The 12,494-nt window shown below is 51.6% G+C and carries 11 protein-coding genes; 5 read left to right on the top strand and 6 right to left on the bottom strand.

Annotated features, from left to right (window positions below):
• The first annotated feature begins 43 nt into the window (after positions 1–43).
• Complete coding sequence (locus tag WHR59_RS11130; RefSeq protein ID WP_043016528.1) at positions 44–1,519, top strand: PLP-dependent aminotransferase family protein; 1,476 nt, start codon at positions 44–46, stop codon at positions 1,517–1,519.
• Between the two features lie 43 nt (positions 1,520–1,562).
• On the opposite strand, the gene WHR59_RS11125 is transcribed toward WHR59_RS11130, so the two are convergent.
• The 4 genes from WHR59_RS11125 to WHR59_RS11110 all read right to left on the bottom strand — a co-directional run bounded on the left by WHR59_RS11125 (position 1,563) and on the right by WHR59_RS11110 (position 6,668).
• Entirely contained in the window at positions 1,563–2,771 is a 1,209-nt protein-coding gene (locus WHR59_RS11125) for a cytochrome c (RefSeq protein WP_043016529.1), read from the bottom strand.
• A 3-nt stretch (positions 2,772–2,774) separates the two neighbouring features.
• Positions 2,775–4,667: an NAD(P)-binding protein gene (locus WHR59_RS11120; protein WP_043016530.1), complete on the bottom strand. Its 1,893-nt coding sequence runs from the start codon at positions 4,665–4,667 to the stop codon at positions 2,775–2,777.
• Between the two features lie 88 nt (positions 4,668–4,755).
• Positions 4,756–5,229 carry an ester cyclase gene (locus WHR59_RS11115; RefSeq protein WP_100194447.1) on the bottom strand — a complete coding sequence of 158 codons (474 nt, stop codon included), beginning with the start codon at positions 5,227–5,229 and terminating at the stop codon, positions 4,756–4,758.
• An 11-nt stretch (positions 5,230–5,240) separates the two neighbouring features.
• A complete protein-coding gene (locus tag WHR59_RS11110; protein WP_087050625.1) occupies positions 5,241–6,668 on the bottom strand; it encodes a gamma-aminobutyraldehyde dehydrogenase in 1,428 nt (475 codons plus the stop codon).
• 315 nt (positions 6,669–6,983) lie between these two features.
• Between WHR59_RS11110 and WHR59_RS11105 the strand changes: the two genes are divergently transcribed.
• Both WHR59_RS11105 and WHR59_RS11100 read left to right on the top strand, forming a co-directional pair.
• The gene (locus WHR59_RS11105; protein WP_043016533.1) at positions 6,984–7,709 is read left to right on the top strand and encodes a FadR/GntR family transcriptional regulator; all 726 of its coding nucleotides are present in this window, start codon (positions 6,984–6,986) and stop codon (positions 7,707–7,709) included.
• Between the two features lie 24 nt (positions 7,710–7,733).
• On the top strand, positions 7,734–8,432 hold the full coding sequence (locus WHR59_RS11100) for a cache domain-containing protein (RefSeq protein WP_043016534.1): 699 nt from the start codon (positions 7,734–7,736) through the stop codon (positions 8,430–8,432).
• A 21-nt stretch (positions 8,433–8,453) separates the two neighbouring features.
• Here WHR59_RS11100 and WHR59_RS11095 read toward each other — a convergent pair whose 3' ends face one another.
• Positions 8,454–9,935: an APC family permease gene (locus WHR59_RS11095; RefSeq protein WP_043016535.1), complete on the bottom strand. Its 1,482-nt coding sequence runs from the start codon at positions 9,933–9,935 to the stop codon at positions 8,454–8,456.
• A 332-nt stretch (positions 9,936–10,267) separates the two neighbouring features.
• On the opposite strand from WHR59_RS11095, the gene WHR59_RS11090 reads away from it, so the two are divergent.
• Complete coding sequence (locus WHR59_RS11090; protein ID WP_003832695.1) at positions 10,268–10,408, top strand: hypothetical protein; 141 nt, start codon at positions 10,268–10,270, stop codon at positions 10,406–10,408.
• 37 nt (positions 10,409–10,445) lie between these two features.
• Here the strand turns inward: WHR59_RS11090 and WHR59_RS11085 are convergent, their stop codons facing one another.
• A complete protein-coding gene (locus WHR59_RS11085) occupies positions 10,446–11,354 on the bottom strand; it encodes a LysR family transcriptional regulator (protein ID WP_100194448.1) in 909 nt (302 codons plus the stop codon).
• Between the two features lie 305 nt (positions 11,355–11,659).
• Here WHR59_RS11085 and WHR59_RS11080 point away from each other — a divergent pair, with 305 nt between their 5' ends.
• Positions 11,660–12,493: an ABC transporter substrate-binding protein gene (locus tag WHR59_RS11080; RefSeq protein WP_043016537.1), complete on the top strand. Its 834-nt coding sequence runs from the start codon at positions 11,660–11,662 to the stop codon at positions 12,491–12,493.
• Position 12,494 lies beyond the last annotated feature (1 nt).

Here is a 12,494-nt window from a genome sequence, read left to right as displayed (position 1 = left end):
GTACTTTAATCGAGAGCCAAATCGTTTTATTTTAAGGATCCAAATGCGTTCACTTGCCGGAGATGTGATCAAGCAGGCATTTAGCCAGCAGCCAGATGAAAAACTGCATCGTCGTCTGTATGCCGCCATTTGTAGTTGCATCCTCGAAGGTAGCCTGAAACCGGCTACCCGAATGCCTCCGTCGCGTGATCTGGCAGGAGAGCTGACGCTATCGCGCAATACCGTCCTGCGGGTTTACGAGCAGTTGCAGGCCGAAGGCTATATTTCTGCGCGTACCAGCAGCGGCACATTTGTCACTGACAGCGTGCTGGACAATCTCAACCTGCGTCCCAATAAAGAACCTGTTGCTGCCACTCTGGAGGATCACACCCGCTTATCTGCCCGCTGCCTTGAGCTGTTGGGTCATGCCAGCGCCAGTCCCCGTCAGTGGGGGGCATTTATTCCAGGCGTACCTGATGTAGAGCATTTCCCTCACCGGGTACTCAAAAAAATTCAGGACAGGCTGGCGAGACGCCTGCGTCCGGAGTTTCTTACTTACGATGCCGCAGGCGGCGTGAATGAGCTAAAAGAAGCGCTGGCAGACTATCTGCGAACCGCGCGTGGCGTGCGGTGTTCGCCGGAGCAAATTCTGATTACTGAAGGTATTCACCAGGCGCTGGATCTGGTGACCCGAACATTATGCAACCCCGGTGATAATGCCTGGATTGAGGAGCCGGGCTACTGGGGAATCAAAAATATTCTGCGCATCAATGCGGTAAATTTTTCGGCTATCCCGGTTGATGAACAAGGCATGGTCCCTCCGGAAGCTGGAGAGCCTGCGCCAAAACTTATTTTTGTGACACCGTCACATCAATATCCTCTCGGTTCGGTGATGAGCCTCAGTCGCCGTCAGCAACTTCTGTTTCGCGCACGCGAAACGCGAAGCTGGATAGTGGAAGATGACTATGACAGCGAGTTCCGCTTTTCAGGTCAGCCGATCCCCTCTTTGCAGGGACTGGAAGAAGAGACGCCGGTCATCTATATCGGGACATTCAGTAAGACACTCTATCCTGCGCTACGTCTCGGGTATGTGGTGCTGCCCAAACCGCTAGCCGCACCGCTGAAGAAAGTTCATAACGACCTCTATCGCGGCGGACATTTGCTGATTCAGGCCGCGCTGGCAGAGTTTATCCGTGAGGGTTACTACGCGGCGCACATACGTAAAATGCGCCAGCTGTACAGTCGTCGGCGTCAGACACTGGTGGAGCTTATCAGCCGCCAGCTTGGTGAGCATTATCTTGGCTCTTTCAGCAGCAACGCCGGGCTACACTTGATTCTACAGTTGCCCGCCGGGAGCGATGACGTTGTTATTGCCCAACAGGCGAACACACAAGGGCTGCTGGTGCGCCCGCTGTCTCGCTACTACGTGAATGAAGAGAAGCGCAGCGGACTGCTGCTGGGATTTGCCAGTATCGAAGAGCATGGAATGGCGGCGGCGTTTACACGACTGGTGGGTATTATCAGAGTAAACGCCGTATAAGCACTGCCGGATAGCGGCATAAGCGCCTTATCCGGCATGCTGTTTAATGTGACGCTTTTTTAACGCCAGCCAGGTCTTCCTGGCTTACTTCGCCATTCCCTTCTCCCCAACTCTTACGCACGTAGTTAATCACGTCGCGCATTTCGGTGTCGTTTAACAGGCCACCGTACGCAGGCATCTTAAAGGAGACGTTGCCACGCGTAGTCGGTGTTTCTGCGCCGTGGGCAATCACTCTGAACAGCGGCGTCGGGTCATCAACCATGACCAACGGGTTATTGATCAAAGAAGGCGCGTTATCATCCGTACCTTTCCCTTCCAGTCCGTGACAGGTGGAGCAGTAGCGGTTATAGGTCACTTTGCCCGCCTCGGGTGAATTCGACCAGGATGCAGTAGTCGATGCGGTACGCCCCGCTTCAGGCTTCGCGCTTTTCAGGCTCAGCAGATATTGCGCGATCGCCGTGGCATCTTCATCAGTCAGATACTGCGTACTCTGCGTAACGACTTCAGCCATCGAACCAGAAACCGCGGCATGTTTGCTTTTACCGGTCAGCAGCAGCGATTTTAACGCCTGCTCAGACATTCCGCTGCCCCGCAGCGAAGGCGCATACCAGCCGTCGATCATCGCGCCGCTCAGGTACTCGGCATCAGCATTGGTATACGCTTTTTCGTTCATCGCCATGCCTCTCGGTGTATGACATGAACCGCAGTGCCCGGGACCTTCCACCAGATAAGCGCCCCGTTTTACCAGGGCAGCGTTGTCATCTGGTTTCGCATTCACTGCTGTCGTTGTTGGCGCGTCGGTAAACAACCAGTTCCAGATATGCAGTGGCCAGCGAGCGGAGAGTAGCCACGGAATAGCATTCTCTTTATTGGGTTGCGCAGACGGCGTGACATCATGCATAAAATAGCGATACAACGCCTGAACATCCGCGTCAGAAAGTTTTGCATAAGAGGGATAAGGCATAGCCGGATAGAGCGGATGACCGTCTTTGGCAATTCCCTGACGTACCGCCTTTTCAAAATCCTCGTATGAGTAATTACCAATACCCTGCGTCTTGTCTGGGGTAATGTTGGTCGAATAAATATCCCCTACCGGGGTAGGAAACTTTTTGCCACCCGCCATCGCAGCACCACCTTCAGTGGTATGGCAGGCCACACAGTCTGAGATTCGCGCGATATATTCGCCATTAGACTCCGCAGCGCTAACAGAGGCGGTAAATAAACAGGCGGCAAGAACGGTTACATTACGCATAGATCACCCCATATCCTTGAGTTCATTAACCGCACGCCATGCCTGGTCGATCGCCGTATGGGCATAAGCACTCCAGTCAGAATCGGAGTTAGCGATGGCGATGCGACCGACTGGCTGACGCGCCCGCTCGATAATTTCTGGCATTTTATCCATATCATCGAACAGCGAGTTGGCGTAATACGCATAGCCATGCGCCCAGCGGTTAACGGTAATGGCGGCGATATCGCGTTGATTATCAAAGCCCGTTGAGCCAAACATTTCCTGCAGCTGGGAGCGAATCATCTCCTCATGCGCCGCAAATGTGGTCCCCAGTAAATAGGCTCGTCCCAGACGGAACTGCTCTCTGGCCGACAGGTTACTGCCCGGATAGGTAGGCACATAGACCATGTGAATGACCATCGGATCGTCCGGTGAGGCCGGATGTTGGTACCCGCCGATGCTGACCGGATAGTCGAGCTTAACCCTGCTATAGGGAGCAGCCGGAGAGTAAAATTCATGTACGCCAAGCTGTTTGAACGCCTGCCAGTTTTTGACCACCACGTTGGTGTACACCAGCGGTGCTTTCACGTTCAGTTTGAGATCCGCCTGCTGCTGTTCCGGCATCTCGGGCACCAGATACGGGATCATCATGTTATAGCCTGCCATGATGGTATTCTTACCGCGCACACGGTGCATTTTACCGTCACGCAGATAGGTCACCGCCACGCCATCCTGTACGTTGGCCGCATTTATCACCGTGCTGTTCAGGCGCAGACGCGTGGTGTTTTCTGGTAGATCCAGCTTTTCGTAATGCAGTCTGGCGAGAACAGAGTCTTCCATAGTGTTACCCGGTAGCGCATCCGGCAGCATATACCTGACTAACAGTCGGGCCAGACCGGCGTTACCGTCCGGGAAATGGTAAACATACGGCTCTTCGAGGTCGGCCAGCGACTCTCCGTCCAACGGCGGTAACCCCATCCCTTCCATGCCAGGTAAGGCGCACGCCCTGGCATCGCTGCAGGAGATGCCTTCAATGCCGATGGCAAAGAAGTCATTGGAACGCTGCTGAAAATAGAGCAGCGCCATTTTACTCAAACCAACTTTTGTTGCTAAAAATTCACTGTAGCTGTGGGTATCCAGCCATTCCATTTTCTCATCGACCGTCATCCCCGGAAGGTAATCGCCAGGACGTACGTGCAGGTCGATCAGCGCTTTTCTGTCGTTCTCACTTAGCGGGAAATCATTGATAAAGTCTTCAATTTTACGCCCATTGAGCCTGTCCGGCGGGATATCATCAGATACCGCGCGGCCCGGATCGCCGCTGACGATTTTTGTTTCGCCAAAATTCTTTTTGTCGAAGAAAACGCCGCGACTGAGCTGCCAGTCGGGGTAGAAGTTTACGTCAAAACTCTCTTTTAACCGCGTGACGCTAACGCCCACGGTTTCCATCAGTTTTTGTACCTCAGGACTGAAATTATGCGCGGGTGACTGGAATGCTTCGCTGCCGCCATAACCGAGTAGTTTCTTGCCCGAGCTGGTAAATTCATTACGTTTGGCATGCCCGCCAAAATCATCATGGTTATCGAGGATCAGGACCCGGCTATTTTGTCCGGCAAGTTGTCGCCAGAAACATCCGGCAGCCAGCCCGCTAATCCCGCCCCCCACTATCACCAGATCGTACTCTTCCTCAACGGGCAGAGCGTTTAGATCAAAATGCTTATGCTCGCGGCCTAGCGCATGCGCCATTTCAAACGATCCAGGATGATTACCCCGCAGCCCCGTCAGCGCGGGCGGATAATAGTGTCCATCTATAAATGCGTTTCCCTTTCCTGCCGCCCTGACCCATTCCAGCGGAGTAAGCCCCGCCGCAATAGTCACCGCGACGCCGTTGAGAAAATCACGTCTGGTAATTGCCATTAACTTTTTTCCTTATTGCTACACACTGCCCTTAATACGACACAAATAAGAGATATACCCCTTCAAATTATTAAAGGGGTACAGCCGACTACTTCACTGGCTTTAACTCTTCGTCCAGTTTTTTAGAATCATAATAGTCACCCTGCCAGGTGATTTTTCCTGCTTTAACATGAATATAGCTGACGCCTTCAAATTTGATCGGATTATTTGTCGGCGGACTCCCTGCCCATTCACCACTATTTTTTCCTGAAAATTCCCAACGGAATGCCACGGTATCTTCGTCGTAGACGGGTTTACCCACCATTTTCCAGCTCAGGTCTGGCACCGCCTTAATAAAAGCGCCGATGACCTCTTTTCCCGCTTTTTCTCTGCCATTTATTGGTTCGCCCGCAGCGGCATCATAATAGACCGCATCATCTGCAAGATATTGAGCGGCTCGCGAAGCATCGTGCGCATTCCACGCCGCCATATACTCTTTCACGGTATTCAGCGAGGTGCTTTCTGCCAGGCTAAAGCCCGAGAACATCACTAATGAAAGCACCGCTATTTTTATGGTTTTCATCGTCATCCTCTCTATTCAGAAATGTCACACATGATATGTTTCACCCGAGTGTATTCTTCGAGCGAATAGGATGAGAGATCTTTGCCATAACCCGATTTTTTGAACCCGCCGTGCGGCATTTCGGCGCACAGAGGAATGTGATTGTTAATCCACACCGTGCCAAAATCGAGGTCAATGCTGAAGCGCTGCGCGCGACCATGGTTACTGGTCCAGACGCTGGCGGCAAGACCATACTCCACATCATTCGCTTTGTGTAGTACTTCTTCGTCAGTAGAAAACGATTGAATAGTCATTACCGGACCAAATACTTCATGCTGAATAGCTTCATCATTTTGATGCAATCCGGAGACGATCGTCGGTTCAAAATAGAAGCCTGGCCCAGATCCTGCGCGCCCACCGGTTTCAATTTTTGCATGTGCTGGTAAACGTTCAATAAAGCCTTTCACCTGCTCCAACTGATTTTTGCTATTTAATGCGCCATACAGCGCCTCCTGGTCCTCTGGCGGTCCAAATTTAATACTCTTCGTTTTCTGGATCAGCTTTTCCAGAAACTCAGCGTAAATGGACTGTTCGACCAGGATACGCGTAGCCGCCGTGCAGTCCTGCCCGGCATTGAAAAAGCCTGCCGTGGCGATTGTCGCAATCGCCTTGTCCATATCCGCATCGGCAAAAACCACCGCGGGCGCTTTCCCGCCCAATTCCAGATGCGCCCTGGTCAGGTTTGCCGCAGCCGAAGCCGCAACCTGCAGACCCGCACGGACCGAACCGGTAATCGAAACCAGCGAGGCTTTCGGGTTTGAAACCACCAGCGAACCGGTGCTGGCTTTGCCCAACACGACGTTAAATGCTCCTCTCGGGAACAACGGGGCAGCCAGTTCGGCCAACAGCAGCGTGCTGATCGGTGTGGTGTCGCTTGGCTTTAATACAACCGTGTTGCCTGCCGCCAGCGCTGGCGCAATCTTCCATACCGCCATCATGAACGGGTAGTTCCATGGCGTAACCTGGCCAACAATACCCAGCGGTTCGCGGCGGATAGTTGAGGTAAACCCGGCGGAATATTCTCCTGCCGCCTTCCCTTCAAGACAGCGCGCCGCGCCGGCAAAAAAGCGGATGGCATCGCAGGATGCCGCGATCTCTTCTTTCTCAATAAAATGGCGAAGCTGACCGGTTTCCTGGCTCTGCGCGTTTACTAACCGCTCAACGTTGCGTTCAATCTCATCAGCCAGGCGCAATAACGCCTTTTGCCGCTGTGCCGGCGTCGATTTTCTCCAGATGCTATACGCCGCCTCCGCCGCCGAATATGCCTGCTCCACCTCTGCCGCGCTGGCGTTAGGAGATAATGCGTACGTTTCGCCGTCAACCGGACTCACCAGCTCGAAGGTGTCTTCGCTGCTGCCTGCTACATATTGCCCATTAATAAAATGCTTCAGGGTTTTCATACCTGTCTCCTGCCAGTTAATACATAAAGAATCTTATGTAATATATATATTGTAAAACATTTTCAAATGCGCAACATTGACACTATGATAAGCCTCGCATTTTTAACTTAATTTTCACATTTACAAGGTAAGGTTTTTCATCGTGAGTCAACGCGTTATGCCCGGCTCATCATGAGGTTATCGGGACACACATTCGCCTGTGCAGTTAAGTTGCGCCCAGGCATGTAAAATGACTCGGCCATTCTTACCTTCCTTGCCCGACGGGCATGTGTTAAAAATGGTCGTTGTTTCAGGGAATTGAGTACAGAAAAGATTATGATTACTCACGCGGTCATATTTGCGCCTATCGGGCAGGTCAGTCGTTCAGACCAGATAGTGCAGCGCCTTTCAAACGCCATTATCACGGGATTGCTGGAGCCAAAAGAACAGCTCCCCAACGAAACTGATTTGGCAAAGATGATGGGTGTCTCACATATCACCATCAGAGAAGCGCTAAACACGCTTCGGGCTAATAATCTTATCCATACGGTTCGTGGGCGTAATGGCGGGAGCTTCGTATGCGAAAACATCGATGGCAAAAACAGCGCTCTGCATCCGTTCAAAGCAATCAGCACGGATTACCTTTCTGATCTGGGTGAAATGCATTGCGCCATTATCAGCCATAGCGCAAGGCTGGCCTCCAGACGGATGACAAGCGCGGATATCGCCAAATTTCGCGAGTTTGTTGAAGTACTCAGTAAAGCAAACTCACCTGAACTGATGACCCAGGCCGATATGCGTTGCCTGCTGGCGATAGCCGCCAGTTCGCATTCGGCGCGGCTGGCCAACCAGGAGCTGCAGGTGCAGGCTGAATGGGCATCGCTGGTGGCGATACTTTATCGTGCAGACAACATTCATGCCGAAATTATCGCGCTTTATTCGGCGTTGGCCGATGCGCTGGCGGCGCACAACGAGGCGGAATCTGTGCAGCTTGCCACACGGATCATCGACACGTTTACCTATTACCTTATTGAAAAAAAGCTGAAATATAACGCGAACTGACAATCAGTGAAGGCAGGACAGATAATGAGCTCTTCGACATCCTTAAGCGCATTAATTCGTAAAATTGATGATATTACCGCCTCTACCGTAGATTCTACCGTTGCGCTGGCGAGGAGCATCCATGAGGCGATTTCCGGGGTGCAAAAGCCCTCGGCAGAGGTTGTCCTCGATCCCTCGGTGAGATCGACCGTTCAGCAACACATCAAGCGCACGCTCAACGACAATCATTACTGTTCAGGAGCCGGGTTTGCCAGCCATATTGAGAGTACCGCAACAACAAAAGAGTATTGGCTGCTGGAATGGTGGTATAAAAAGGATAATGGTTTGAGTCAGGCGCACCTCGATTTGGATCAGGCCACACAACAACGACTGGATTTCAGAACCTTCGAGTGGTTTAAACACTCACCTCCGGCAGGAAAAGCCTATATCCACGGTCCCTACGTCGACTATATCTGCAATATCTCCTATACCCTGACCTCGGCAGTACCGGTCTACTACAACGATCAGTTTCTTGGTGTCGCTGCCGTCGACCTGCTGGTTAGTCAGATAGAAGCCGAACTGCTCTCCTGCGCTCACCCTGATTATGTGATTCTGACCAATCTGGAAAACAGGATAATCTTCTCCAGTTGGCCGCGCTTTCGCGTGGGTGAATTACTCGCTCCAGCAAACAGTAGTGTGGTTTATCAGAGCGACTACTTTATCCTTTATCACTATCAAAACTAAGGGCCCGAAGGCCCTTAGTTTCTAGTTATCCTGGCCTATATTCAGCTTGTTAGCGTAAGCAATAGCATCATTTTCCGGTGCCGCAGAACGACCAAACGGTCGGGTCAGGAACATATAGATAAGCCCCGAGCCAACAACAATCGCCAGGCCGAACAATACCGTCCAACGATCGATGAAGTCGCTGCTGTCTGCTGGTTGCGCCAACAACCAAATCCCACATAATCCATAGGCCAGCGCCAGCACGTTCACAATTGTGCCCCAACCGCCAATGGTCCACTCCCCGGCCGGTTTCCAGCCTTTCAGGCGCTGGCGCAGTGCGGCAAGCACAACCATCTGGAACGAAATGTAAATCCCGATGACGGCAAATGCGGTAATACGCGACAGATTATCTGGCTGAAAATAGACCCAAACACAGATGATGACCGGCAGCAAACAGCTGACGACCATGGCATTATCCGGAACGCCATTTTTAGATATCTTTGACATCCATTCACTACCCGGCAGCATTCTGTCGCGGGAGAAGGAAAAGATAAGGCGGCTTAAGGCAGCCTGCAGAGACAGAATGCAAGACAGCATCGCCACAATCGCGACGATGATAAAGACGGTTGCGCCGGTTTCGCCAAGTGCTTCGTTCAGGATAGCCGGGATCGGATCGGACGTTTTGCCATTCACGATACTGACCAGATTCGGTGAAGCCAGCAAATAACCCATTACGGAAATAATCGCAGAAATCGCACCAAATACGATGCTTAAAATCATCGCGACCGGGATCTTTTTACTCGGATTCTGCACCTCTTCCGCAACGTTACCGCAGGCCTCAAAGCCAAAGAACATAAACAGCCCCATCAGTGCGGCGGACATAAATGCGGTGGAATAGCTGCCGTCATGAGCCAGCACGCCCATCGAATCGAAGATGACAGAGAACGGCTGCGAACGGTGGAAAATCAGCAGATAAATCCCCAGCGCAATCACGCTGACGATTTCACACCAGAAGCCAATTTTCGCAACACGGGCCAGATTCTTAGTCCCGGACATATTAACCGCCATCATCAACAGCAGCAGCAGGACGGAAGTCACCAACATGGTGGCTGGCGTCTGACCATAGTGGAAGAGCGATTCAACAAACGTAGACGTATATTCCGCGATTGACGTAATGGTGACCACCAGCGCCCACAGGTAAATCCAGGCGGCGATCCACGCATACTTCTTGCCCCACAACCTTCTGGCCCAGGGATAAAGCCCGCCGGTTATTGGATACTGGGAAGCGACCTCACCAAACACTAACGCCACTAAAAGTTGTCCACATGCGACGATTAAAATCCACCAAACTGCAGGCGGCCCCGCCAGCGTTACGGCCAACGCAAACAGTGAATAGACGGCGGTAAGCGGCGACAGGTAGGTAAAACCCAGCGCAAAGTTTGAAATAAGACCGATCGAGCGATTGAACTGTTCTTTGCCATCTTTCTGAAAATTATCGTTTTTCTTATCAGTAGTCTGTTCCATATAGCTTTCTCTTTTGTGGAATAGTCGCAGGGTTGAACAATTAATGTATAAAAGATATTAAGTTATATGTATAGTGATTTTGTCGCGCGTTTGTTAAAAATGATCGCATATCACGTTAATGAAAAAATGAAGGTAAAACGGTAGAGAGAGCGAGGATTTTGCGGTATTTACGACCAACAATTCTTTAGCAATTGCGAACCGTGGGCCACTTTGGCGGATAAATACGCACAGCGGATTGCGTTCGATGCTAAGTAGCAAGAATCGCTGCTATTAAGCAACATTTTTGCAATATAATAACGGGATGTTAAACGCTGAACCTGAGCAGGTGAATGATGGAAATTGATCTCGATAATCTGGTCTTTGATGGACTGGAAGAAGCGCAAGAGCGTAATGCTGAACGTCTGGAAGATGCAGACAAGAAAGCGCAGGAAATTATTGCTGATAATGACTGCGGCGACGCCTGCAAAATCTGATTTCTAAACCGGCGCAATGCCGGTTTTTTATCGCCTGCTACCCCTTCCTGCTTGAGCCCGTATATCGCAACGCCTCAATCAGTTGCGCAAAAGCGGCGGTATGCTGTTTGCGACTGGGGTAGTACATATAATAGCCAGGAAACGGTTCGCACCAGTCCTCCAGCACTTTTTCCAGCGCGCCGTCCGCAACGGCCCGTTCTACGGTATCTTCCGGCACAAATGCCAGCCCCATTCCGGCAATCGCCGCGCCGATCCGCGGGGGCAGATTGTTAAAAATAAGCTGTCCCTCCACCCGCACGCGCAAATCTTGCCCGTCTTTGGCAAACTCCCAGGCATACAGACCGCCCAACGTCGGCATGCGCATGTTAATACAGTTATGATTTTGCAGGTCGTGCGGAGTATGGGGTTTGCCATGACGGGCAAAATATGCCGGTGAACCCACCACTACCATGCGCCAGTCTGGGCCAATCCTGACGGCGACCATGTCTTTCGCCACCTGCTCGCCAAGCCGAATACCCGCATCATAGCGGCCGGTTACAATATCCGTCAGGCTATTGTCGATGGTCATTTCAACATGCACATCAGGGTAAGTCTGTAAAAAAGGCTCCAGCGCGGGCCAGACGGTAGATTGTAACGCGTGCTCGCCCAACGTCAGACGGATGTTACCGGCCACACGCTGGCGGACATCGGTTAATGCCAGCAGCTCCGATTCAATGTCATCAAAACGCGGGCTGATACTGTTGATGAGCCGTTCTCCGGCTTCGGTCGGCGCAACGCTGCGCGTGGTGCGTGTCAGAAGTCGTACATCCAGACGTTCCTCAAGCCCACGAATCGCATGGCTTAGCGCGGATTGCGAAACCCCAAGCTTTGCCGCTGCCCGGGTAAAACTCCGCTCGCGGGCCACGATAATGAGATAATAGAGATCGTTAAAATTATCACGCAGCATGCATTTCCCCAATCCAGACCTGTTGTGACACATGGTACAGGTCAGGAGGATATTCCAGTAGCGTTTCTGGACATTAGCACACTTCAGTCATATTCACGCGCACCCTCATACAAAAACCAAACGTGAATTACTGCCGGGGTTATGCACTATTTTGCCTTCCGCCATTGCAATATTTTCACCCGTAATTAACACCCTTTTCACTAATAACATTTTGTATATAGATAAGAATTTTTTCTTATTTTGTCCCAACCGTAAGTTATGGGAGCGTAAAAAGCACAAACCAAAAACTACAGGGATTTCATACAATGATGGCAACGAAAAAATACCGCGCTAAAAAAACACTGCTGGCGCTCGGCGTGCTGCTGGCTTCAGGTCTTACCGTCTCGCAGGCACAGGCCGACCAACTGGCTGATATCAAGGCCGCTGGCGTAGTAAAAGTCGCGACATTCGACGCGAATCCGCCGTTTGGCTCCATCGATGCGAAAACGCATAAGATTGTCGGCTACGACGTTGATTTTGCCGAAGCGCTGGCCAAATCCCTTGGCGTAAAACTGGAACTGGTCGCGACCAATCCGGCAAACCGCATTCCGTTATTACAATCCGGTAAAGCCGATTTAATCGTCGCGGATATCACGATCACGCCTGAACGGGCGCAGGTGATTGACTTCTCCGTCCCTTATTTTGTTACCGGTCAGCAGTTCCTTGTGCCAGCAAAATCTCCGGACAAGCTCGAGGAATACAGTAAAGCGCGAATCGGCGCGGTAAAAGGTACCACCGGCGAGCAGGCGCTACATCAGCGCTTTCCGCAGTCGCGTGTGCTGGCCTACGACGATATTCCACTGGCGTTAACCGCGCTACGCAACGGCAATGTCCAGGCGATTACCCAGGACAGTACGATTCTGGCCGGTTTATTAGGCGGCGCGCCGGATAAAGCAGATTTCAAAATTCTGCCGGATCTGCTGAGCAAAGAAGAGATCGGCGTGGGGGTGAAAAAAGGTGAACCTGCGCTGTTAAAAGCCGTCAACGATGAGCTTTTGAAGCTGGAGTCTACCGGGCAGGCGGCCAAAATTTATGATGTCTGGTTTGGTCCTGAAACCAAGAATCCCCAACCCCGCGCCTTTAAAATAGAAGCCAGATAAT

This window comes from Citrobacter europaeus (genome assembly GCF_037482245.1).
GTDB lineage: Bacteria > Pseudomonadota > Gammaproteobacteria > Enterobacterales > Enterobacteriaceae > Citrobacter > Citrobacter europaeus.
This window is presented reverse-complemented; position numbering and strand designations above follow the sequence as displayed.

Excerpts from the sequence above, each read along its gene's own strand:
- WHR59_RS11130 (WP_043016528.1), top strand. The coding sequence starts at position 44 with ATGCGTTCACTTGCCGGAGATGTGATCAAGCAGGCATTTAGCCAGCAG.
- WHR59_RS11125 (WP_043016529.1), bottom strand. The coding sequence starts at position 2,771 with ATGCGTAATGTAACCGTTCTTGCCGCCTGTTTATTTACCGCCTCTGTT.
- WHR59_RS11120 (WP_043016530.1), bottom strand. The coding sequence starts at position 4,667 with ATGGCAATTACCAGACGTGATTTTCTCAACGGCGTCGCGGTGACTATT.
- WHR59_RS11115 (WP_100194447.1), bottom strand. The coding sequence starts at position 5,229 with ATGAAAACCATAAAAATAGCGGTGCTTTCATTAGTGATGTTCTCGGGC.
- WHR59_RS11110 (WP_087050625.1), bottom strand. The coding sequence starts at position 6,668 with ATGAAAACCCTGAAGCATTTTATTAATGGGCAATATGTAGCAGGCAGC.
- WHR59_RS11105 (WP_043016533.1), top strand. The coding sequence starts at position 6,984 with ATGATTACTCACGCGGTCATATTTGCGCCTATCGGGCAGGTCAGTCGT.
- WHR59_RS11100 (WP_043016534.1), top strand. The coding sequence starts at position 7,734 with ATGAGCTCTTCGACATCCTTAAGCGCATTAATTCGTAAAATTGATGAT.
- WHR59_RS11095 (WP_043016535.1), bottom strand. The coding sequence starts at position 9,935 with ATGGAACAGACTACTGATAAGAAAAACGATAATTTTCAGAAAGATGGC.
- WHR59_RS11090 (WP_003832695.1), top strand. The coding sequence starts at position 10,268 with ATGGAAATTGATCTCGATAATCTGGTCTTTGATGGACTGGAAGAAGCG.
- WHR59_RS11085 (WP_100194448.1), bottom strand. The coding sequence starts at position 11,354 with ATGCTGCGTGATAATTTTAACGATCTCTATTATCTCATTATCGTGGCC.
- WHR59_RS11080 (WP_043016537.1), top strand. The coding sequence starts at position 11,660 with ATGATGGCAACGAAAAAATACCGCGCTAAAAAAACACTGCTGGCGCTC.